We start from the raw sequence: 19879 nt of genomic DNA on the forward strand, positions 1-19879 counted from the left end.
CGCCCCCCCCCCCCCCCCCCCCCCCCCCCCCCCCCCCCCCTTTCCGCCGGCATTCCCCCGGCGGCGTGTAGTTAACAGTTTTTTTGTCCAATTTATCCGATTGCAAACCGGATGCAAAAAGCCCGGGAAGCGGGGCGAAACCCGGGCGTACCGGGTTTATTATTAAAGCCGCTTTGGACGGGCTGTTTGTGACGGTCAATTTATGGTAGACTGTTTTCAGAATGATTGAGGAGGCGCGCTTATGACCTACAAATACCGCTATATCTGGCGGGAGCTGTTCGAAGCCAACCCCGCGAAAAGGTTGAAGTCCTTCCGGAGCCCGTCGGAAATGTCCCGCCTGATCAGGTGGCCCCTGTGGGTCATGGGTATCGGGGGTATCTGCTTGACGGTCTACTTGCTCTGGCTTTTGCTTACCATGCCCCAAAGCCCGCTGGTGCCGGTACTATCCGTCATCGTACTTTTTCTGTCGCTGGCCGCGTCGTTTTCGCGGGAAAAGCTCCTTTACCACCTCCCCGCGCGGGAAAAGGAGCTGGCGGAGCAGCAACGCGACTACATCGAATACCTTGCGGGCATCCGGGCCGTCCTGATCAAGCACGGAATCGACGGTTCGGAGAAGCTGCGAAAGCTGAAGGCCGAATGCGAGACGCTTTTGAAGGCGCGGGAAGAAAAATACGCAAGGTTTCACCGGGTCATCATCGACATGCTGATCAGCGTGCCCGTGGTCGCCCTGATCACCGGCCTGATCTATCAGGACAGCGGCGTAGTGCCTGTGGCAACGGTGTCGGTGCTGCTGTTGGGGCTGCTGGTCTTCGGGCTGGCGAAGCTGTTCAGCAAGATCGATTACTATTCCGACGGGTATTTCAAGGACCAGAACCTGTTGGACGCGATCAGCGAGGTGGAATACGCGGGCTGGCAGTTTGGGGCTCCCGGCGGGACGCGGACGGATGGGGAAGAGGCGCAGGCGGCGGACGAGGTCCGCGCAGTCTGACACGGGTGCGTCCAAATAGAAAAGGGCGTCCCCGCCGTGCGGCGGGGACGCCCTTTGGGGATCAGATCAGAGAACGGTGAGGACGATGTTCAGCAGCCACATCAGGATGGAGACCACCACGCCGATGATGCCGAGGACATAGCCCGCCGTCGCGCGGCCGCTGTTCGTGCTCTTGCGCCCGACCGCGCCGCTCGAGACGGCGACGGCCGAGAGGATGACGCCGATCAGCGGGATGAAGAAGGCGAGCAGCACTCCGAGGATGCCTGTCACGAGGGCAACGGTCGCCTTGCCGGTGGGGTTGTGGACCTCGACGGGGACAGGGGCCGCGGGAGCCGCGGCGGCGTCCGGCTGCGGCGCGGCGCCGCCCTCCGGGACGGGAACGTCCTGCGAGAGCAGGCTCATGAGCGCGTCAACGCGGTTTTTGAGCGCCTTTTTGGGAACCGCGCCGTAAAACCCGTCGAGGCCGTGCTCGCCGAACGATTTGATCCACGCCTCGAGGTGAATATTTCCCTGTGAGTAGCGAAAACTGATGAAGGACGGCGCGGTCAGGAACCCGACGCCCTTTTTCCAGACCGTCTCGCCTTTGTAGTTGACCTGCCGGAAGCCTTCCTTCGCGAAGAAGTCCTCCGAGACAAACTTGATGAAGTCGTCGGGCTTGCCGCTCTGGTAATCCGCAATGAATCTGGACATATGTACGCCTCCTCTTTTTGATGGAACCTCGCTATCAATCATAGCATAATTCCCCGCGAAATGGAATCTTTCCCTTCTGGTTGGTTTGCCCGCGGGAATATGCTATAATGACGGTGGTACAATCTGAAAACCTTCCGGCGGGCCCAAAGGGGACACCGCCCATCCAAAAACGGGGAGGGAAACAATCATGGCCGCTGCGCTGACGCCGCTGAGAATCTGGCTCAAAGACCTCTTTGTCCTGCTCCTTTCGATGGTCCCCATCGCCGAGAACCGCCTGGCCATCCCGGTCGCCGCCGCGCTGCGCCTCAAGTGGCAGCAGGCGTTCCTCTGCACGACGGCGGGCAGCTTCCTGCCCGTGCCCTATGTGATGAAGGGCAGCGGGTCGCTGGCCGACCGCGCCCGCAGGGTCGGCTTTGTCGAGCGCGGACTCGGGCGGGTCGAACGGTTCGCCCAAAAGCACCCCAGGCTCTTCCGCAACGGCTCCGTGTTCATCCTTGCCGTCTTCGTCGGCATCCCCTTCACAGGGATCGGCGTGTGGATCGCCTCCTTCGTCGCGGGCGCGCTCGGGTTCGACCGGCGCAGCTCGATGGCCGCCATCCTCGTCGGCACGGTGATCTCGGGGCTCTTTACCACCGCGTGCACCTACGGGGTAATCGTCGGCGTGAAAACGCTCTTCCGGTGCGTCACCCGGGCCGCATGAATCTTGAGGCGGAGGGCCGCTTTCCCATTTGGGGAAGCGGCCCTTTTTCTTTCCCTGCGAATGTTGTATAATATCCGCAGAGCTCTTATACCTGCGAGGGCCCGCGCCCGCGGGGGCTGGCCCGGCGGAGAAGCGTTGAACGGAGGATACGGGATGCGGATTATTGTGATTGACGGACAGGGCGGCGGCATCGGGCGCAGCCTGATGGAAAAGCTGCGCGCGGAGCTCCCGGAGGCGGAGCTCGTGGCGGTGGGGACCAACTCGGCCGCGACCGCGAACATGATGCGGGCGGGCGCCAACGTGGGAGCGACGGGGGAAAACGCCGTCGTCTTCAACTGCGCGCGCACCGATGTGATCGTCGGGCCGCTCGGCATCATTCTGGCCGACGCGATGCTCGGGGAGATCACCCCGCGCATGGCCTGCGCCGTGGCGGCCAGCCGCGCCAAAAAGGTGCTCATCCCCGCCGCCAAGCAGCATATGACGATCGTGGGCATCGAGGACCTGCCCCTCTCCCGCTATATCGACGAGGCGGTCGCCTGCGTGCGGGATTTCTGCGGGAGGGATTGACGGTATGCCGGAGGGACCATACGACGTCGCGATCATCGGGCTGGGCCCGGCGGGCGCGACCGCGGCGCGGCTGCTCGACAGCCGCCTGCGGGTGATCGCGATCGATCAAAAACAGGCGGCGGGCGGCTTCCAAAAGCCGTGCGGCGGCCTGCTCGCGCCCGACGCGCAGAAGGCGCTCGCGCGGTTCGACCTGACCCTTCCCAAGGAGGTGCTCGTCGACCCGCAGATTTTCGCGGTGCGCACCATCGACCTGAAATCGGGACTCACCCGCCACTACCAGCGGATGTACCTTAACCTCGACCGGCACCGGTTCGACCGCTGGCTCCGGTCGCTCATTCCCGCCGGCGTGCGCGTGGAGGAGGGCTGCGTGTGCAGGCGCGTCGAGCGGACTTCCGGGGGCTTTTGCGTCCTCTACGAAAAGGAGGGCGCGCTCCGCGAAGTCACCGCGCGTTACCTCGTGGGCGCGGACGGGGCGGGTTCCCTCGTTCGGCGGGCCTTCTTTCCGGAGGTCGCCATCCGCAGGTATGTCGCGATCCAGCAGTGGTTCCCCGACGAAAACCCCAACCCCTTCTACTCCTGCGTCTTCGACCCGGAGAACACCGACTGCTACTCCTGGTCGATCTGCAAGGACGGGTCGTTCATCTTCGGGGGCGCCTATCCCGCCCGGGGATGCCGCGCGCGGTTCGAGCGGCAGAAGGAAAAGCTCGCGGCGCTCGGCTTCCAGTTCGGCGAGCCGGTCAAGACCGAGGCCTGCCTGCTGCTGCGGCCCGCCGGGCGGCGGCAGTTCTGCACGGGAAGGGACGGCGTGTTCCTCGCGGGGGAGGCGGCGGGCTTTGTCAGCCCGAGCTCCCTGGAGGGGATCAGCAGCGCGATCCTCAGCGGCTCCCGGCTCGCCCGCGCCCTGAACGGGGACGGCGACCCCGTCCGCGCCTACGCGCGCGGCTGCCGCGCGCTGCGCCGCAAGCTGTGGCTGAAGCTGCTCAAATGCCCCTTCCTCTACGACCCCGGCCTGCGGCGGCTCGTGATGAAAAGCGGCATTGAGGCGATCGGCGTGGAGCGGCCCGAGCAGGCCCGCCCCACGGCCGGCGGGCGTTGACGCGCGCGGCGCCCTGCCCGCGTCAAACGCTTCGGGGGCCGGGGGCTTTTCAAAGCCCCCGGCCCTCGGGACTGGACTTTTCCGCGCCTATGGGTTACTATAGGAATAACAGAAGATTCCGAATGCTGCACGCTGTTTGGAATTCTGGTATCAAAACGAAAGCATTGGGGGAATTCCTATGACAAAGCCGCTGCCCTGCTGCCCTGTGGAGACGACGCTCCTGCTCATCGGGGACAAGTGGAAGGTGATGATCCTGCGCGACCTGATGACCGGGACCAAGCGGTTTGGGGCGCTGCGCCGGAGCATCCCGGCGATCAGCCAGAAGATGCTGACCCAGCAGCTGCGCGCGATGGAGGCGGACGGGCTGGTGCACCGAGAGGTGTACGCCGAGGTGCCGCCCCGGGTGGAATACTCGCTGACCGAAACGGGCGAAAGCCTGCGCCCGGTGCTCGACGCGATGTCCGTGTGGGGCCGGCAGTACCAGCGGGACCAAGGGGAGGGCGTCGCATGAAAAGCGACCTGCGGACAATCCCCGGCGTCGGGCCCAACATGGAGGAACACCTGCTGCGGCTGGGCGTCTCCTCGGTCGCGTCGCTGCGCGGGCAGGACCCGGAGGAGCTCTACGAGCGGGACTGCGTGCTGCACGGGGGCGTGCTCGACCGCTGCGTGCTCTACGTCTACCGCTGCGCCGTCTACTTCGCGGAAACCGATTGCCCCGAACGGGAGAAATGCAACTGGTGGTACTGGAAGGATCAGGTGTAGCCGATGGAAGTCCGATACCTCTTTCACAGCGGGTTCGCCGTCGACACGGGCGCGCACCTGCTGATCTTCGACTATTACAAGGACACGCCGCGCGGCGGGAAGCTCGCGGACGGCGTGATCGACCCGGCGGAGATTTCCGGCCGGGACGTCGTCGTGTTCGCCTCCCACAGCCACGGCGACCACTACAGCCCCGTCATCTTCGGCTGGCGCGGGGCGCTCCCCCGCGTGCGGTACGTCCTGTCGGACGATATCCGGACGCGGGAGGAGGCGTTCCGGATCGGCCCCGGGGAGACGCTCGACCTCGGGGACCTCTCGGTGCGCGCGCTGCGCTCGACCGACGCGGGGGCCGCCTTCCTCGTCAGGACGGACGGAAAGACGATTTTTCACGCGGGCGACCTCAACTGGTGGCACTGGAACGGCGAGACGGATTCCTACAACACGCGGATGGCGCGCGACTACCGGCGTGAGATCGACACCCTGCGCGGGGAGAAGATCGACCTCGCCTTCCTGCCCGTCGACCCGCGCCTGGAGGACAAGTACCTCTGGGGGATCGACTATTTCATGCGCGCGGCGGGCGCCGATATGGCGGTGCCGATGCACCTGTGGGAACAGTACGGCCTCATCGGCCGCCTGCGCGCGGAGGAGACGGTCGCGCCCTACCGCGCCCGGATCGCGGGCTACTCCCGGCGCGGGGAGCGGGTGTCGCTGTGAAAAGGCCGGCGCCGGAGGATGGAGGCGGAGGCATGTGGGAGGACGCGCTCTATCTCCGTTCGGTGGAGCTGCGCGCGATCCCGGAGGGGGAGGAGAGCTACGTCTTTTCCCTCCCGATGGTGCGGCGCCTCGGGCGGCTGGAATTCCAAAAGCAGGTGACCTTCCTCGTGGGAGAGAACGGCGCCGGCAAGTCGACGCTCATCGAGGCGGTCGCGGTCGGCAGCGGCTTCAACCCCGAGGGCGGCACCCGCAACTTCAGCTTTTCGACGAGCGATTCCCACTCGCCGCTGTGGAAATACCTCTCCGTCGCAAAGGGGCCGCGCCGCCCGCGCGACGGCTTTTTCCTGCGGGCGGAGAGCTTTTATAACGTCGCCACCAACCTCGACGAGCTCAATAAAATCAAGGCGGGCCGCCGCAGCCTCATCGACTACTACGGCGGCAGATCGCTGCACGAGCAGTCCCACGGGGAGAGCTTCCTCGCGCTGGCGCTCAACCGCTTTTCCCCGCAGGGGCTCTATCTGCTCGACGAGCCGGAGGCGGCCCTCTCCCCCACCGGGCAGATGACCCTGCTCGCGCGGATCTACGCCCTCGCGCGGGAGGGGGCGCAGTTCGTGATCGCGACCCATTCCCCCATCCTCACCGCCTGTCCCGGCGCGGACATCTACCAGCTGACGGGGGAGGGCTTCGCGCGCACCCCCTACCGTGAGACGGAAAACTACCGCCTCACCCGCGCCTTTCTGGAAAATCCCGAGCGGATGCTGCGGTACCTGCTCGCAGAGGAGCCCGGCGGGGACGGCTGACCGTCCCGCCGGGCTCCTGTTTCTTTTTGGCCGTCCCGCGCGGCCCGGGCCGAACGGATCATTCGGCCTTTTCCACGGGGAACTGCAGTTCGGTGAGCCAGTCCTCCTCGCTCTCCTTGTTCCAGATGCCGTCGATGTAGCTCTCGCGCGGCGGGCCGGCGAGCCGGTAGCCGTTCTGCTCGATCCATTGGGCGGCGAAGGTGTAGGCGTTCCGCAGGGTCCTGTAGGGCCCCTTGTGGAGGAGGCAGGCCGCTTGCGGCACCCGCGCGACCGTCTGAAATTTGGCGACGTCGCTGTCCTCCTTCCGCTCGGTGACCGCCTGGCAGAGGGAGACGTCGATGTCGTGGTCGCGGTATTCCTCGTAGTGGTAGACGTTGAAGCAGTATTCCGGCTCGGCGCATTTGCAGCCGAGGCGCTCCATCTCGGGCCCGAGCACCTCGGGCATGAGGTGGAAGAGGTCGTCGTAGCTTTGGATGACCGTGCGCAGGTAGGCGACGATGACCTCGGGAAGCTCCTTGATCGTAACGTTGTAGTTTTCCATCATCAGGGTTCCTTTCCGCAGGATGTTTTCCACCAGACGCAGCCGCTGGCCGTCCTCCCGGATGCGCGCCGCGAGCTCCCCGCGCTTCAGCTCCAGCAGGGCGCGGATCGTCTCCGGCCCCGCACCGCCGTCAAGCAGGGCGATGATCTCGGTGAGGGAGAACCCCATCTGCCGCAGCGATTGGATCTGGTTCATCCGCGGGAGCTGGCCGGTCGTATAGTAGCGGTAGCCGGTGAACCGGTCGATGCGGGCCGGCCGGAGCAGGCCGATTTCATCATAGTGGCGCAGCGTCTTGGGGGTGACGCGGCAGATCTGGGAAAACATTCCGATGCTGTACATAGTTTTTTCTCCTTCTTCGCCTCAAAGTGCGCGCAGCTTGTCGACAGGTCCATCATAAGCCTTCCCCCTGGGGCAGAGTCAACCCCTTTTTTGAAAAAAAGAAAACGGAGCGCCTTCCAATTGCCGGAGGGCGCTACGTTTGCGCTGTGGGGTCAGTTTTCGCCGGGGATCACCGGCAGGAGGATGTGGCTGCATCGGGCCGCGTCGTGGAAGACGGTCTGGCTCGCGACGAGCATCTCGGTGTCGTCGGCGATCGGTTTGCCGGTGTTGTGGTTGGGGAAGATGGAATTTTCCGCCCCGCTGGTGACCTCCACCCGGATGCGGTGCCCCGCCCGGAAGGTATTGGCCACCCAGCTCATGGGGATCTCATAGCGCACCACCTCGCCGGGAGTGAGCAGCTTCGGCTCCTTGAGGGACTCCCGGTAGCGCGCCCGGAGCACCCCGTCGCTCAGCCGCAGGGAGTTGCCCTCCCCGTCCACCTCGGTGAGGCGGGCCACCCAGTCGGTGTCCGGCCGGTCGGTCGCGGCGTAGAGGACGAAGGAGAGTTCTCCCGCCACCGTCAAATCCTTTTCGAGCGGCGCGGAGGTGTAGACGAGCACGTCGGGGCGCAGCTCCATCTCCCGGTAGTTTTCCGGCACCATGCACTCGTTCTCGCTCATGTCGATGAGGTGGGGGGCCGGGTCGTTCGGGTCGAAGAGGTAGTGATCGGCGGGCTCCTCCGCCGCGGGCGGCGCGTCCCGCAGGACGCCGTCCCCCAGGCGGGTGTTGGCGGAGCCGCCCCCCGAGAGGTAGTAGGGGACGAGGGCGGACTCCTTCGGCGGCCAGTCGCACGACTGCGCCCAGCGGTTGCTGCCGATGACGTAGTATTCCACCCTCGGGTCCTGCCGCGCGCCGTTCTCCACCCCCTTGAGGAAGCGGTCGAACCAGCGGATATACTGGTAGAAGAGGTCGTAGCGCACCGCGCGCACGCCGTAGTCGATCCCGTGGATGTCCCGCGAGACGTTGAACTGGTGCCGCCACGCCCCGAGAATCATCCGCTGGTCGGGCCGGCCCATGCGCCGGTTCATGCTCCACGCCTGGCTGGTGCCGGTGCCCACGTCGTCGAACCAGCCGGAGACATAGAGGGTGGGAACGTTGATCTTGTCCGCGAAACGCTCCCAGTTGGAGCGCTCCCAATAGTCGTCCATGCTCTCGTGGTCCATCCACTCCCGCCAGCAGGGGATCTCCTTCCCCAGCGCCTTTTGGGGGATCTCCCGGATGGGCAGGAGCTTCACCACGTCCGCCCAGTCGTCCCGGTCCATCTGGGCCTGCTCCATCCGCCGGCCGGACATCGAGAAGAGCCACGCCAGCGTCCCCGAGCAGAGGATGCCGTTGCGGTGGGGGAACTCATAGGTGGGGGTGCCGCCCGTGACCTGGCTGATCATGGCCTTGAGGTTCGGGTGGCCGCTGGCGGCGGCGTTCCACTGGACGATGGCCAGATAGGACGCCCCGATCATGCCGATGCTGCCGTCGCACCAGTCCTGCGCGGCGATCCAGTCGAGGGTGTCCTTGCCGTCGTCCATCTCGTTGACGATCGGGCTCCACTCCCCGCCCGACTCCTCCCGGCCGCGGGTGTCCTGGATGACAAGGGCGTAGCCGTAATGGATGAAGGGGTGCATGATGATCTCCCGGGGCTTGCCGTAGCAGGTGCGGATGAGCACCACCGGGAAGCGCGTCTGGGGGGCGGGGCCGTTCTGCGGCAGGTAGACCGCGGTGGAGAGGGCGACACCGTCCCGCATGGGCACGTCGAAGGTCCCCAGGCACCGCTTGCCCCAGACCGGCTGGGAGAGCAGCGGGTCCCGGTGGTCCCGCAGGGGGGTGACCCCCTCGAAGCCGTCCTCCACGAGCACGTCGATCCGCTTTTGGAGGACGCCGATTGCGGCCACCGCCCGCCCTTCGCAGAGGACGTAGTCGACCGGGTGGACCCCCAGCCGCCGGACCCACAGCCGGGCGCCGGAGCCCGCCGTGTAGGAGGAATCGACCTCGGCGTAATCCGCCGGGTCGAACGGCCGCTCCCCCCTGGCGGCGGCGGAGAGGAATTCCCACGCCGCGATGCGGTCGGGGTATTGGAAGCTCTCCCTTTGGGGCGCGAAGGGGGCGTAGGGGCCCCACTCCATCGTCTCCAAATCCCGTGTGCGGCAGAGGATCTCCCCGCCGCGCGTGAGGAACCCGGCGATCGCGACGCCGAGGTTATAGTAGGTATAGCTGCGCTCTGTCATATCCGTGCCCCTTTCCGGCCGTCCGTTATTGGAACCACTGGCGGTAGACCCGCAGGAAATTGCCGCCGTAGACCTTTTCGATCCGCTCGGCGCTCCAGCCCCGGCGGAGCAGCTCCTCCGTCAGCCGGGGAAGCCCGGCGTGGGTGCCGAGGATGTCGAAGGCGCGCACCTCGTTGCCGCCCACGACAAAGGAGGCCCCGGGCGCGAGGATCTTCTCCGCAAAGTCGAAGCCCAGGCCGAGGCAGTCCTCTCCGCCGACCCGGACGATCTGCTCCATGTGGTCGGCCAGCCGCCCGAGGGTGGCCTCCTCGCACGACGCGCCCACGAGGGAGCTGACCCCGTTGATGCCGATGACCCCGCCGGTGGCGGCGATCGCCTCGATCTGCCGGTCGGAGAGGTTGCGGGGGGTGGGCAGGAGGCTGCGGGTGTTGGAGTGGGAGGCGATGACCGGCCGGTCGGAGAGCTTCATCACGTCCGCGAAGCCCTCGTCGTTCAGGTGGGAGACGTCGATCAGCATCCCGAGGGAGAGCGCCTTTTCCACCAGCCGGTAGCCGAAGGGGGAGAGCCCCGACTTCTGCCCCTGTGGCTCGTCGCTGTAGAGGGCGCCGTCCGCGGCAAGGTTGCGGCGGCTCCAGCAGAGCCCCATCATCCGCACGCCCAGCTCATAAAAGACCGGCAGCAGCTCCTCCTCGTTCCCGAGCGGCTCCACCCCCTCGAAGGAGAGGAGCACGGCGATCTTCCCCGCGCCCAGCGCGGCTTCGATCTCGGGATAGCTGCGGCAGAGGGCCAGCTCGGGGGTCTCCCGGAGCTCGGCGTAGAGGGCGCCGACCTGCCCCAGCGCCTGGTGCAGGGCCCCCTCGGGCAGGTCCCTGCCGTCCACGAAAAGGGAGGACACCACCACGCGGACGCCGCCCTTCCGAAAGTCCTCCAGGTATTCGTCGCGGATCACATGGGTGCGCCCGTCGCGCCGCTTGGCGTAGAGGTCGTAGGCCAGATCGAGGTGGGCGTCGACGATGGGGATGCGCTGATGCAGGGCCTCCAAAGATTCCATAGCTGTTTCTCCCTTTTTTTCAAATTCACCGGACCGTTAAAGCAGGAACCCGCCGCCGAGCGGGTCCTCCGGGTCGAGCAGGTATTGGGCGAGGCCGGTGACATAGGCCCGCCCGGTGATCTCCGGGACGATCGCGGGATAACCGCCCTGCGCCGTGTCCTCGGCGGCCACGCCGGTGAAGAGGGTGCCCAGGATGCTCTCGTGCACATAGGGCTTCCCCAGCGGAAGCTCCCCCCTGGCGCGCAGGAGGGCCAGCTTGGCGCTCGTCCCGGTGCCGCAGGGGGAGCGGTCGATCTGCCCGTCCCCGAAGACCACGACGTTGCGCGCATCTGCGCGCGGGTCCCGCGCGGGGCCGCAGAATTCCACGAGGTCGACCGTGCGGATGTGGGGCAGGAGCGGATGGGCGATCCCGCCGGCCGCGTTGAGCGCGTCCCGGATCTCCGCCCCGCGGGCGGTGAGCCGGTCCTTGTCCGCGGCGTCGAGCGACACCCCGGCCTCCTCCGCCTCCACCAGCGCGAAAAAGTTTCCGCCGAAGGCGATGTCGGCGTGGACCGTCCGCCCGTCCGAAAGGGCCACGGGGACCCCCTCCCGGTAGAGGAAGGCGGGGACGTTGCGCACCGTCACCTCCCGCACCCGGCCGTTATGGACCTTCGCGCGGGCGCGGATGAGGCCGCTCGGGGTGTCGAGGGTGACGTCCGCCTCCTCCCCCGCGCAGGGGACCATGCCCGTCTCAAGCAGGGCGGTGACCACCCCGATGCTGCCGTGGCCGCACATGTTGAGGTAGCTGCCCGAATCCATGAAGACCACCCCGGCGTCCGCCTCCGGGCGGCAGGGCGGCAGCAGAAAGGCGCCAAACATGTCCTTGTGGCCGCGCGGCTCGAAAAGGAGCATCCGGCGGACATGGTCCAGGCGCTCCTGCAAATAGGCCCGCTTTTCCGCCATCGTCGCGCCGGGGACGGCGGGCATCCCGCCGGTGACGATGCGGGTGGCCTCCCCCTCGGTGTGGGTGTCCACGGCGGTAAACATCCGGCTTGCTATCATAAACTGCTTCCTCTTTTCCAAAACGGTCCGGCCGCTGCGGCTGCGGCGGCCGGAAGGTCGGCGGTCGTTATTTCATCTGGGGGTCGAGCGCGTCGCGCAGGCCGTCCCCGAGCAGGTTCAGGGCGAGCACGGTGATCATGATGCTCAGCCCCGGGAAGAGGACGAGATGGGGCATGTAGCGGATGAACTCGCGGCCCTCCGAGAGCATGGCCCCCCACTCGGGCATGGGCGGGGCGATGCCCAGCCCCAAAAAGCTCAGGCCCGCGGCGGTGATGATCACCTCGCCCACGCCCAGCGTCGCCTGCACGATGACGGGCGCGAGGGCGTTGGGGATGATGTGGTGGAGGATGATGCTGAAATGGCTGTCCCCCACCGCCTTGGCCGCCTGCACGAACTCCTTATTGCGCACCGACAGCACCGCCGAGCGCACCACGCGGGAATAGCCGGGCACGAGGGCGAGCCCCACCGCGATCATGATGTTGACGATGCCCGGCCCGAGGCTGGCGACCACGGCGATCGCCAGCAGCATCGAGGGGATGCTCATGAAGACGTCCATCACCCGCATGATGACGTTGTCCAGCCTCCCGCCGAAATAGCCCGACACGGCGCCGATCACGATGCCGGCCGCCATGGCGCAGGCCACCGTCGTCAGCCCGATGGTGAGCGAAATGCGGGTGCCGTAGATCACCCGCGCCAGGATGTCCCGCCCGTAGTCGTCGGTGCCCATCAGGTGCTCCGAGCTGGGGGGCTGGCGCTTGTTGACGATGTCCTGCTTGATGACCTGGTTGTCGTAGTCCACCAGCACGTCCGCGAAGACGGCGACGAACACGAGCATCACGAAGATCACCAGCCCGATCACCGCCTGCTTGTTGCGGAAAAACCGGCGGCAGAATTCCTTAAACGGGCTCTCCTTTTTCTCCTCCCCCTCGGGGCGGGCGGAAAGCGGCTTCTCTGTTTTCACGGTCATACACCTCACTCCCTCAGCCGCGGATCGATCAGGGCATAGATGATATCCACGGCAAGATTCACCAGGCTGAACACGATCGCGATATACACCACGCTGCCCAGCACCAGGGGGTTGTCCTTCATCCGGATGGCGTTGACCATGGCGGTCCCCAGCCCGGGGATGCCGAACACCGTTTCGGTGACCACCGCGCCTCCCAGCAGGGAGCCGAAGTTGATGCCGATGACGGTGATGACCGGGATGATCGAGTTTTTCAGCGCGTGGCCGAGCACCACCCGCTTCTGGTCCGCGCCCTTGGCCCACGCGGTGCGGATGTAGTCCTGGCGGACCACCTCGAGCATGGAGGACCGGGTCATGCGGATGATGACCGCGGCGTTGACGGCGGCGAGCGTGATGGTGGGGAGCACCATCTGCCGGAAGGTGTCAAAGCCGCTGGACGGGAACCATTTGAGGTTGAGGGAAAACGCGATGATGAGCATCATGCCCAGCCAGAAGGCGGGGATGGCGGTGGCCAGCATGGCGAAGATCATGCTGATGTTGTCGAGGATGGAGTATCGCTTCACCGCCGACAGGATGCCGATGGGCATGCCGATCAGCACCGACAGGAACATCCCCGCCAGAGCCAGCTCCGCCGTCTTGGGGAACCGCTCGGCGATGGTCTCCGCGACCGGGATGTTGGTGGCGTAGCTCCGCCCGAAATCCCCGCGGAGCATGTTCCCCACATACCGCGCGAACTGCACCACAAAGGGGTCGTTGAGGCCCATCTGGTCCCGCAGGACGTCCACCTGCTCCTGGGGGGCCTTTTCGCCCAGAATGAGGCGGGCGGGGTCCCCCGGGGTCAGATACATGATGGTAAAGACAATGAGGACGATCCCCAGGATGACGGGGATCAGCATCAGTATCCGTTTCAGGACAAATTTCAGCATGTCATCACACCTATACAACGGGGGGACGCCGTCCGGGAGCCCGCTTCACAGCAGGGCCCCGGCCGGCATCCCCGATAAATTCATGGGTCCTTCTCAGGGAAGGGGTTCAGGCGAGGGGGTTATTCCCAGCTCCAGCTGGCCACGGGATAGTAGCAGTTGTCGATGACCCGGACGCCCTTGAGGCTGTTCTTGGCCGCGAAGTACTGGTTGGGGAAATAGAGCGGGATCTTGTTGGCGTCCTCGTCGGTGATCTTCACGATCTGCTGGTACATCTCGGAACGCTTGGCCGCGTCGTTCTCCTGGCGGGCCTTGACGAGCAGCTCGTCGATGGTGGGGTTGGAATAGACGCTTCCCCAGTTGAAGGGGCCGTCGGACGCGAAGAGGTAGGTGAGCATGTCGTCCGCGTCCGGCCAGTTGAGGCCGCCCACGTAGACTTCATAGTTGCCCACCGCCATCTGCTCGAAGTAGGTGCCCTTCTCGAGCGTCTCAATGCTGGCGGTGATGCCGATCTCCTTGAGCTGGGCCTGGACCACCTGCGCGACCTTCTCGCGGTTCTGGCCGGCTGCCAGCTTGATGGAGCAGGAGAAGCCGTCGGCGTATCCCGCCTCGGTCATCAGGGCCTTGGCCTTCTCGAGGTCGTAGGGGTTCATCACGGGGTCGTCGGGATTGTAGCCGTCCATGACCTCGTTGAGGGGGCTGTTCGCGAGGACGCCGTCGCCGTCCTGCGCGCCCATGAAGACCTCCTCCTTGTTGATCGCGTATTTGACCGCCTGGCGGACCTTCTCGTTGTCAAAGGGGGCCGCCTGGGTGTTGAAGCCGATGTAGGCGATAGTGGCGCCGGGGGCCGAATAGAGGTTCAGGTTGGGGTCCGCCTCAATGGTCGGGGCGTCGATGGGGGCGCTGTTGGGCAGCGCGTCGATCTCGCCGTTCTGGAGCGCGACAAGGGCGGTGCTGGTGTCGGGGAGCACCCGGTAGGTGACGTTCTTGATCGCGGGAGCCTCGCCGTGGTAATCCTCGTTGTAGGCGAGCACCACGTTGTCGCCGGAGGACCAGCTGACGAACTTGTAGGGGCCGGTGCCGACGGGGTTGCGGCCGTAGTCCTCGCCCGATTCGGTGACGGCCTTCTCATTGACGACGCCGAAGAAGCTGCCGCCGAGGTTCATGAGGAAATTGGCGAAGGGGACCTTGAGGGTCACGACCAGCGTGGAGTCGTCGGGGGCGTCGACCTTGTCGATCGAGGCGCAGTAGGAGGCGGTGGCGGGCTCCACCATGGCGCGCTCGATGGTGAACTTGGCGTCGGCGGCGGTGAAGGGCTCGCCGTTGTGGAACTTGACGCCGCTCTTCAGGTGGAAGGTATAGACCATGTTGTCGTCGCTGATGTCCCAGCTCTCGGCCAGTCCGGGCCGGATGTCGCTGGAGCAGGCGCCGTCGCTCTCGACGAGCGTGTCATAGATGTTGTACATGACCATCATGGCCGTGGCGTCCAGGGTGACCTGCGGGTCGAACCCGGTGGGGTCGGCGTTCATGGCCACGATGACCGAATCCTTTTCGCCGCTGGGCGCCGCGGGAGCGGCCTCCCCGCCGGGATTGGTTCCGGCGCTGTCCCCGCCGCAGGCGGTGAACAGGGAAAGAACGAGCATGACGACCAGAGCTAAACTGAGAAGTCTCTTCATTGGGCTTTCTCTCCTCCACAATTTTGTTTTGAGTTGAAAAACGAAGGCACGTTGGCCGGGTCCTTACACTTTTCCACTTTGATGTGATTATACCCTCCCGCCGGAAAACTGTCAATAAATATACGGGATTTCTGCAAACGGGAGGCATGGCGGGAGGACGTTTCGGGTGCTGTTATGGGATTTTAACAATGCATGTGAAAAAATTGGTTCCTGCAATTGGAAAAACATTATATGACATAAATTTACAAAAATACCAATATGAAGCATATTCCGCATTGTAATTGAAGGAAATCCCCGAAATGCTTTGCAAAAGTTTTAGGGCTTTAGTTGACGAAATCCCGCCGCCTTGCTATAATGATGGACAATATAAAATGCATAAATGTACGCTCCCGGCGTGCATATATACCGGCCGGCGCGTTCCCTCGCGGACACGCCCGGCGCGGGAGGTAGGAGGTCCGGACCATGAGCAGCCTGTTGGAAGTCTCGCATTTGAAGGTGCTGTTCCACACCCAGCAAGGGGACGTGCCCGCGGTGGACGACGTGAGCTTTCAGGTGGAGGAGGGGGAGACCCTCTGCATCGTGGGGGAGTCGGGCTGCGGCAAAAGCGCCACGGTCCAGGCCGTCATGAAGCTGGTGCCCACCCCTCCGGGGGAATACGCGGGCGGGAAAATTCTGCTGGAGGGGCGGGACCTGCTCCCCCTCTCCACGAAGGAAATGATCCCCATCCGCGGGCATGAGATGTCGATGATCTTTCAGGAGCCGATGACCTCCCTGAACCCGGTGAAGACGATCGGAAGCCAGGTGGGGGAGGTGCTGGAGATCCACCGGAGGGACCTCTCCGCCCGGGAGATCCGCGCGCAGGTGGAGGAGAAGCTCTCCCTCGTGGGGATTCCCGATCCCGCCCGGTGCGCCGCGTCCTATCCGCACCAGCTTTCGGGCGGGATGCGCCAGCGCGCGATGATCGCCATGGCGCTGGCCTGCGAGCCCAAAATCCTCATTGCCGACGAGCCGACCACCGCGCTTGACGTGACCATCCAGGCGCAGATCCTCGACCTCATCCGCCAGCTCAAGGAGAAGACCGGCATGACGGTGCTGCTCATCACCCACGACCTGGGGGTCGTGGCGGAGATGGCCCAGCGGGTGCTGGTGATGTACTCGGGCAAGGTGGTGGAGCAGGGGGAGGTCGGCGCGCTCTTCCGCGCCCCGCTGCACCCCTACACCGAGGGGCTTCTCGCCTGCCTGCCGCGCGTGGACCAGGACGAGGAGGAGCTCTACACGATCCCGGGGCAGGTGTCCAACCCGGCGGACTTCCCCAAGGGCTGCCGGTTCCATCCCCGCTGCCCCTATCGCCAGCAGATCTGTAAGGAAATTTCCCCCGAGCTCCGGGAGGCGGACGGCCGGCTGGTGGCCTGCCACTTCCTCCCCGGGGAACGCGTCAGGAGAGAGGAGGGGGCATTATGACGGCACAAAACTCCGCCGCCGGGCAGGGGGCGCAGGCGCCCCTGCTGGAGGTCCGGGACCTGAGCACCTACTTTCCGGTCTACGGCGGCGCGCTCTCCACCGTCAAGGGCTACGTCCACGCGGTGGACGGCGTCTCCTTTACGGTGAACCAGCACGAGACGCTCGGGCTGGTGGGGGAATCGGGCTGCGGCAAGAGCACCCTCATCCGCAGCATCCTGCTGCTGGAAAAGCCCACCAAAGGGCAGATTCTCTTTGAGGGGCAGGATATGCAGGCCATGAAGGCCGCCCAGCTGCGGCACCTGCGCCGCAATTTGCAGATCGTCTTCCAGGACCCCTATGCCGCGCTCGACCCGCGCATGACGATCGGACAGATCATCGGCGAGCCGCTGCGGGTGCACGGGGAGGCCGACGCCGCCCAGCGGGAGCGGCAGGTGAAGGAGCTCCTCGAGATGGTGGGGCTCCAGCGCGGGTATTACCACCGCTATCCCCACGAGTTTTCGGGCGGCCAGCGCCAGCGGGTGAGCATCGCCCGGGCGCTGGCTCTGCGGCCCAAGCTCATCCTCTGCGACGAGCCGGTGTCCGCGCTCGACGTCTCCATCCAGTCGCAGATCCTCAACCTGCTGCGCAGTCTCCAGTCGGAGTTCGGGCTCACCTACATCTTCATCTCCCACGCCCTCAACGTGGTCCGTTACGTGTCCGACCGGGTGGGCGTGATGTACTTGGGCAAGCTGGTGGAGCTGGCGCCGGTGAAGGAGCTTTACACCACCCCCCGCCACCCCTATACGCGGGCGCTGCTCTCCGCCATCCCCATCCCCGACCCGACCGTCAGCCGGGAGCGGATTTTATTGCAGGGCGACCTGCCCAACCCCAAAAACCCGCCGGCGGGCTGCCGGTTCCACACCCGCTGCCCCTTCGCCGCCGACGAATGCCGAGCCGCCGAGCCGGCGCTCACCGAGGTGGCGCCCGGGTGCCAGGTGGCCTGCCACCGGGCGGTGCGCGGGGAGATCTGAAAGAAAGCGCCCCCTTCCGCGAAGGGGGCGCTTTTTGCGCGCGGAATCATTGTGCGCGGGGCGTTTCCGTGGTAAACTAGAGGGCAGTGAAACGGGGGTGGAAGGATGGACGGACACAGGCGGGCGGATATCCGGCCGGGGATGCTGGTGGATATCGTGCTCAAAAAGGACCAGCCGACCGGCAGGCGCACGCGCGGCCGGGTCGGGCGGCTGCTCACCAAAAGCGGCACCCATCCGCACGGCATCAAGGTGATGCTGGAGGACGGCCAGGTGGGGCGGGTGCAGGAGATCATCGAGGAGGAGAGCGAATGAGCGTACTATTTTTGGAGTATCCCAAATGCAGCACCTGCCAAAAGGCAAAGCGGTGGCTCGACGAGCATGGCGTGGACTATGCCGACCGGCACATCGTCGAAGCGAACCCCACGGCGGAGGAGCTGCGGGAGTGGGCGGCGCGCGCGGGTGTGCCGGTCAAAAGGCTCTTCAACACGAGCGGGATGAAATACCGCGAGCTGGGGCTCAAGGACCGCCTGCCGGAGATGGACGAGGGGGCGCAGCTCGCCCTGCTCGGGACCGACGGGATGCTCGTCAAACGCCCGCTCGTCGTGGGAGCGGATTTTTTGCTGGCGGGTTTTTGCCCGGCGGAATGGGAGAGGCTGTTAACATGACGGACAAGCTCTATGAGGAGGATGCCTACCTGCGCGAATTCGAGGCGGAGGTGACCGGCTGCGTCCCGGCAGAGGGGGGCTGGCTCGTGACCCTCGACCGGACGGCCTTCTACCCCGAGGGGGGCGGCCAGCCGGCCGACACGGGAACCCTCGGCGGCGCGCGGGTGCTCGATGTACACGAAAAGGAGGGCGAAATCCTCCACACGACCGACGCGCCCCTTCCGGTGGGCGAGCGGGCGGCGGGCGCGATCGACTGGGAGGCGCGCTTTTCGCGGATGCAGCAGCACACCGGCGAGCACATCGTCTCGGGCATCATCCACCGGCTCTTCGGGCTGGACAACGTCGGCTTCCACATGGGGCGCGACGCCGTGACGATCGATTTAAACGGCGAGCTGACGGCGGACGACCTTGCGCGGGTCGAGCGGCTGGCCAACGAGGCAGTGTGGGAAAACCTGCCCGTCGGGGCGGAATACCCCGCCCCTGAGGAGCTTGCCTCGCTCGACTACCGCAGCAAGAAGGAGCTCACCGGCCGGGTGCGCATCGTGACGGTGCCGGGCAGCGACGTGTGCGCCTGCTGCGGCACCCATGTGCGGCGCACGGGCGAAATCGGCGTCATCAAGCTGCTGACGAGCCAGCGGTACAAGGGCGGCGTGCGGGTGTGGCTGCTCTGCGGGGACCGCGCGCTCACCGATTACAACGAGAAGAACGCGCAGGCCTACGCGGTCTCGGGGATGCTCTCCGCCAAGGTCGGGGAGCTCGCCGGGGCGGTGGAACGGATGCAGGCGGAAAACGACGCGCTGAAGCTGCGCGCCGCGCGTCTTCAGGAGGAGCTCTTCCGTTACCGCGCCAGCGTGGTCGAGGAGGGCGCGACCTACGCCCTCCTCTTCGAGGACGCGATGGAGCCGCCCGCGCTGCGGCGGTTCTGCCTCGCGCTCTGTGAGCGGTGCGGGGTGGCGGCGGTCCTCTCGGGGAGCGAACGGGAGGGCTGGAAATACGCGGCGGGCAGCGCGCACAGCGACGTGCGCCCGCTCGGTAGGGAGCTGAACGCCGCCTTCTCGGGGCGCGGCGGCGGAAGCCCCGAGCTCGTGCAGGGGACCCTCTCGGGCAGCCGGGAGGAGATCGAAAACTTTTTCAGGAGCAGGGTATGAACATTCAGATTTTCGGCAAGGCCAAGTGCTTCGACACCAAAAAGGCCGAGCGGTACTTTAAGGAGCGCGGCGTCAAATTCCAGAGCGTTGACCTCCTCCGCTACGGCATGAGCAAGGGGGAATTCGAGAGCGTCCGGCGCGCCGTCGGCGGCGTGAGGGCGCTCGTTGACGAGAAGTCGAAGGACTACGACAAATCCTTCATCGCCTACCTCGCCGGGGAGGAGAACATCGCGGACAAGCTGATGGAATATCCCTCGGTGCTCAAGACCCCCATCGTGCGAAACGGAAAGCAGGCCACCGTCGGCTACTGCCCCGACGTGTGGAAGGAGTGGACCTGAGGGCGCGCCGGGCGGAAAACAACGCGCCCGCGGGCGCGTTCGCGCGCTTTGCGCGCGTGCGCGGCGCAGCCGCGCGGTTTTCCGCCCCGGCCCCGCGGCGAACGCCGGGGGAGCCTTGGGGGGGGGGGGCGGGGGGGGGGGGGGGGGGGG

The 19879-nt window shown here is 65.8% G+C and carries 22 protein-coding genes; 14 read left to right on the plus strand and 8 right to left on the minus strand.

What is annotated here, in order from left to right; all coding sequences use genetic code 11:
* Positions 1 to 241: 241 nt before the first annotated feature.
* The gene (locus NE609_RS14105) at positions 242 to 988 is read left to right on the plus strand and encodes a hypothetical protein (protein ID WP_256152864.1); all 747 of its coding nucleotides are present in this window, start codon (positions 242 to 244) and stop codon (positions 986 to 988) included.
* A 66-nt stretch (positions 989 to 1054) separates the two neighbouring features.
* Here NE609_RS14105 and NE609_RS14110 read toward each other — a convergent pair whose 3' ends face one another.
* The gene (locus NE609_RS14110; protein ID WP_101552932.1) at positions 1055 to 1678 is read right to left on the minus strand and encodes a DUF4190 domain-containing protein; all 624 of its coding nucleotides are present in this window, start codon (positions 1676 to 1678) and stop codon (positions 1055 to 1057) included.
* Between the two features lie 187 nt (positions 1679 to 1865).
* Between NE609_RS14110 and NE609_RS14115 the strand changes: the two genes are divergently transcribed.
* The 7 genes from NE609_RS14115 (at position 1866) to NE609_RS14145 (ending at position 6314) form a co-directional block, all read left to right on the plus strand.
* Positions 1866 to 2378 carry a small multi-drug export protein gene (locus NE609_RS14115; protein ID WP_256152865.1) on the plus strand — a complete coding sequence of 171 codons (513 nt, stop codon included), beginning with the start codon at positions 1866 to 1868 and terminating at the stop codon, positions 2376 to 2378.
* Positions 2379 to 2531: 153 nt separating this feature from the next.
* Positions 2532 to 2945: a DUF3842 family protein gene (locus NE609_RS14120; protein ID WP_256152866.1), complete on the plus strand. Its 414-nt coding sequence runs from the start codon at positions 2532 to 2534 to the stop codon at positions 2943 to 2945.
* 4 nt (positions 2946 to 2949) lie between these two features.
* The gene (locus NE609_RS14125) at positions 2950 to 4041 is read left to right on the plus strand and encodes an FAD-binding protein (RefSeq protein ID WP_256152867.1); all 1092 of its coding nucleotides are present in this window, start codon (positions 2950 to 2952) and stop codon (positions 4039 to 4041) included.
* A 178-nt stretch (positions 4042 to 4219) separates the two neighbouring features.
* The gene (locus NE609_RS14130; protein WP_101552940.1) at positions 4220 to 4552 is read left to right on the plus strand and encodes a helix-turn-helix domain-containing protein; all 333 of its coding nucleotides are present in this window, start codon (positions 4220 to 4222) and stop codon (positions 4550 to 4552) included.
* Complete coding sequence (locus NE609_RS14135; protein ID WP_256152868.1) at positions 4549 to 4803, plus strand: helix-hairpin-helix domain-containing protein; 255 nt, start codon at positions 4549 to 4551, stop codon at positions 4801 to 4803. The genes NE609_RS14130 and NE609_RS14135 overlap by 4 nt, the downstream gene beginning before the upstream one ends.
* Positions 4804 to 4806: 3 nt before the next feature.
* The gene (locus NE609_RS14140; RefSeq protein ID WP_256152869.1) at positions 4807 to 5514 is read left to right on the plus strand and encodes an MBL fold metallo-hydrolase; all 708 of its coding nucleotides are present in this window, start codon (positions 4807 to 4809) and stop codon (positions 5512 to 5514) included.
* A gap of 32 nt (positions 5515 to 5546) precedes the next feature.
* A complete protein-coding gene (locus NE609_RS14145; protein ID WP_121586689.1) occupies positions 5547 to 6314 on the plus strand; it encodes an AAA family ATPase in 768 nt (255 codons plus the stop codon).
* A 58-nt stretch (positions 6315 to 6372) separates the two neighbouring features.
* On the opposite strand, the gene NE609_RS14150 is transcribed toward NE609_RS14145, so the two are convergent.
* The 7 genes from NE609_RS14150 to NE609_RS14180 all read right to left on the minus strand — a co-directional run bounded on the left by NE609_RS14150 (position 6373) and on the right by NE609_RS14180 (position 15107).
* Positions 6373 to 7194, minus strand: coding sequence for a MerR family transcriptional regulator (locus NE609_RS14150; protein WP_256152870.1), 822 nt, complete (start codon positions 7192 to 7194; stop codon positions 6373 to 6375).
* A 152-nt stretch (positions 7195 to 7346) separates the two neighbouring features.
* Positions 7347 to 9452 carry a CocE/NonD family hydrolase gene (locus NE609_RS14155; protein WP_256152871.1) on the minus strand — a complete coding sequence of 702 codons (2106 nt, stop codon included), beginning with the start codon at positions 9450 to 9452 and terminating at the stop codon, positions 7347 to 7349.
* A 25-nt stretch (positions 9453 to 9477) separates the two neighbouring features.
* Positions 9478 to 10503, minus strand: a complete 1026-nt coding sequence (locus tag NE609_RS14160; protein WP_256152872.1) for a dipeptidase — start codon at positions 10501 to 10503, stop codon at positions 9478 to 9480.
* Positions 10504 to 10539: 36 nt separating this feature from the next.
* Positions 10540 to 11544, minus strand: a complete 1005-nt coding sequence (locus tag NE609_RS14165) for a proline racemase family protein (protein ID WP_256152873.1) — start codon at positions 11542 to 11544, stop codon at positions 10540 to 10542.
* 67 nt (positions 11545 to 11611) lie between these two features.
* Positions 11612 to 12511, minus strand: a complete 900-nt coding sequence (locus NE609_RS14170) for an ABC transporter permease (RefSeq protein WP_101552957.1) — start codon at positions 12509 to 12511, stop codon at positions 11612 to 11614.
* Positions 12512 to 12516: 5 nt separating this feature from the next.
* Positions 12517 to 13434 (minus strand): ABC transporter permease, encoded by a 918-nt coding sequence (locus NE609_RS14175; RefSeq protein ID WP_101552959.1) that lies wholly within the window; start codon positions 13432 to 13434, stop codon positions 12517 to 12519.
* 119 nt (positions 13435 to 13553) lie between these two features.
* Positions 13554 to 15107 (minus strand): ABC transporter substrate-binding protein, encoded by a 1554-nt coding sequence (locus NE609_RS14180; RefSeq protein ID WP_101552962.1) that lies wholly within the window; start codon positions 15105 to 15107, stop codon positions 13554 to 13556.
* A gap of 462 nt (positions 15108 to 15569) precedes the next feature.
* Here NE609_RS14180 and NE609_RS14185 point away from each other — a divergent pair, with 462 nt between their 5' ends.
* From NE609_RS14185 to NE609_RS14210, 6 genes are all read left to right on the plus strand, one after another.
* Positions 15570 to 16568: an ABC transporter ATP-binding protein gene (locus tag NE609_RS14185; RefSeq protein ID WP_101552964.1), complete on the plus strand. Its 999-nt coding sequence runs from the start codon at positions 15570 to 15572 to the stop codon at positions 16566 to 16568.
* A complete protein-coding gene (locus NE609_RS14190) occupies positions 16565 to 17578 on the plus strand; it encodes an ABC transporter ATP-binding protein (RefSeq protein ID WP_121586684.1) in 1014 nt (337 codons plus the stop codon). The genes NE609_RS14185 and NE609_RS14190 overlap by 4 nt, the downstream gene beginning before the upstream one ends.
* A gap of 105 nt (positions 17579 to 17683) precedes the next feature.
* Positions 17684 to 17890 carry a YwbE family protein gene (locus NE609_RS14195; RefSeq protein ID WP_121586683.1) on the plus strand — a complete coding sequence of 69 codons (207 nt, stop codon included), beginning with the start codon at positions 17684 to 17686 and terminating at the stop codon, positions 17888 to 17890.
* Complete coding sequence (locus NE609_RS14200; protein ID WP_121586682.1) at positions 17887 to 18243, plus strand: arsenate reductase family protein; 357 nt, start codon at positions 17887 to 17889, stop codon at positions 18241 to 18243. Before NE609_RS14195 ends, NE609_RS14200 begins: the two co-directional genes overlap by 4 nt.
* Entirely contained in the window at positions 18240 to 19391 is a 1152-nt protein-coding gene (locus NE609_RS14205; protein ID WP_256152874.1) for an alanyl-tRNA editing protein, read from the plus strand. The genes NE609_RS14200 and NE609_RS14205 overlap by 4 nt, the downstream gene beginning before the upstream one ends.
* Positions 19388 to 19729: an arsenate reductase family protein gene (locus NE609_RS14210; RefSeq protein WP_256152875.1), complete on the plus strand. Its 342-nt coding sequence runs from the start codon at positions 19388 to 19390 to the stop codon at positions 19727 to 19729. The genes NE609_RS14205 and NE609_RS14210 overlap by 4 nt, the downstream gene beginning before the upstream one ends.
* Positions 19730 to 19879 lie beyond the last annotated feature (150 nt).

The organism is Anaerotruncus sp. DFI.9.16, assembly GCF_024461615.1.
Lineage (GTDB): Bacteria > Bacillota > Clostridia > Oscillospirales > Ruminococcaceae > Anaerotruncus > Anaerotruncus massiliensis.

Excerpts from the sequence above, each read along its gene's own strand:
- NE609_RS14175 (WP_101552959.1), bottom strand. The coding sequence starts at position 13,434 with ATGCTGAAATTTGTCCTGAAACGGATACTGATGCTGATCCCCGTCATC.
- NE609_RS14130 (WP_101552940.1), top strand. The coding sequence starts at position 4,220 with ATGACAAAGCCGCTGCCCTGCTGCCCTGTGGAGACGACGCTCCTGCTC.
- NE609_RS14150 (WP_256152870.1), bottom strand. The coding sequence starts at position 7,194 with ATGTACAGCATCGGAATGTTTTCCCAGATCTGCCGCGTCACCCCCAAG.
- NE609_RS14205 (WP_256152874.1), top strand. The coding sequence starts at position 18,240 with ATGACGGACAAGCTCTATGAGGAGGATGCCTACCTGCGCGAATTCGAG.
- NE609_RS14135 (WP_256152868.1), top strand. The coding sequence starts at position 4,549 with ATGAAAAGCGACCTGCGGACAATCCCCGGCGTCGGGCCCAACATGGAG.
- NE609_RS14200 (WP_121586682.1), top strand. The coding sequence starts at position 17,887 with ATGAGCGTACTATTTTTGGAGTATCCCAAATGCAGCACCTGCCAAAAG.
- NE609_RS14210 (WP_256152875.1), top strand. The coding sequence starts at position 19,388 with ATGAACATTCAGATTTTCGGCAAGGCCAAGTGCTTCGACACCAAAAAG.
- NE609_RS14105 (WP_256152864.1), top strand. The coding sequence starts at position 242 with ATGACCTACAAATACCGCTATATCTGGCGGGAGCTGTTCGAAGCCAAC.
- NE609_RS14170 (WP_101552957.1), bottom strand. The coding sequence starts at position 12,511 with ATGACCGTGAAAACAGAGAAGCCGCTTTCCGCCCGCCCCGAGGGGGAG.
- NE609_RS14180 (WP_101552962.1), bottom strand. The coding sequence starts at position 15,107 with ATGAAGAGACTTCTCAGTTTAGCTCTGGTCGTCATGCTCGTTCTTTCC.
- NE609_RS14125 (WP_256152867.1), top strand. The coding sequence starts at position 2,950 with ATGCCGGAGGGACCATACGACGTCGCGATCATCGGGCTGGGCCCGGCG.
- NE609_RS14165 (WP_256152873.1), bottom strand. The coding sequence starts at position 11,544 with ATGATAGCAAGCCGGATGTTTACCGCCGTGGACACCCACACCGAGGGG.
- NE609_RS14120 (WP_256152866.1), top strand. The coding sequence starts at position 2,532 with ATGCGGATTATTGTGATTGACGGACAGGGCGGCGGCATCGGGCGCAGC.
- NE609_RS14145 (WP_121586689.1), top strand. The coding sequence starts at position 5,547 with ATGTGGGAGGACGCGCTCTATCTCCGTTCGGTGGAGCTGCGCGCGATC.
- NE609_RS14160 (WP_256152872.1), bottom strand. The coding sequence starts at position 10,503 with ATGGAATCTTTGGAGGCCCTGCATCAGCGCATCCCCATCGTCGACGCC.
- NE609_RS14185 (WP_101552964.1), top strand. The coding sequence starts at position 15,570 with ATGAGCAGCCTGTTGGAAGTCTCGCATTTGAAGGTGCTGTTCCACACC.
- NE609_RS14115 (WP_256152865.1), top strand. The coding sequence starts at position 1,866 with ATGGCCGCTGCGCTGACGCCGCTGAGAATCTGGCTCAAAGACCTCTTT.
- NE609_RS14195 (WP_121586683.1), top strand. The coding sequence starts at position 17,684 with ATGGACGGACACAGGCGGGCGGATATCCGGCCGGGGATGCTGGTGGAT.
- NE609_RS14155 (WP_256152871.1), bottom strand. The coding sequence starts at position 9,452 with ATGACAGAGCGCAGCTATACCTACTATAACCTCGGCGTCGCGATCGCC.
- NE609_RS14110 (WP_101552932.1), bottom strand. The coding sequence starts at position 1,678 with ATGTCCAGATTCATTGCGGATTACCAGAGCGGCAAGCCCGACGACTTC.
- NE609_RS14190 (WP_121586684.1), top strand. The coding sequence starts at position 16,565 with ATGACGGCACAAAACTCCGCCGCCGGGCAGGGGGCGCAGGCGCCCCTG.
- NE609_RS14140 (WP_256152869.1), top strand. The coding sequence starts at position 4,807 with ATGGAAGTCCGATACCTCTTTCACAGCGGGTTCGCCGTCGACACGGGC.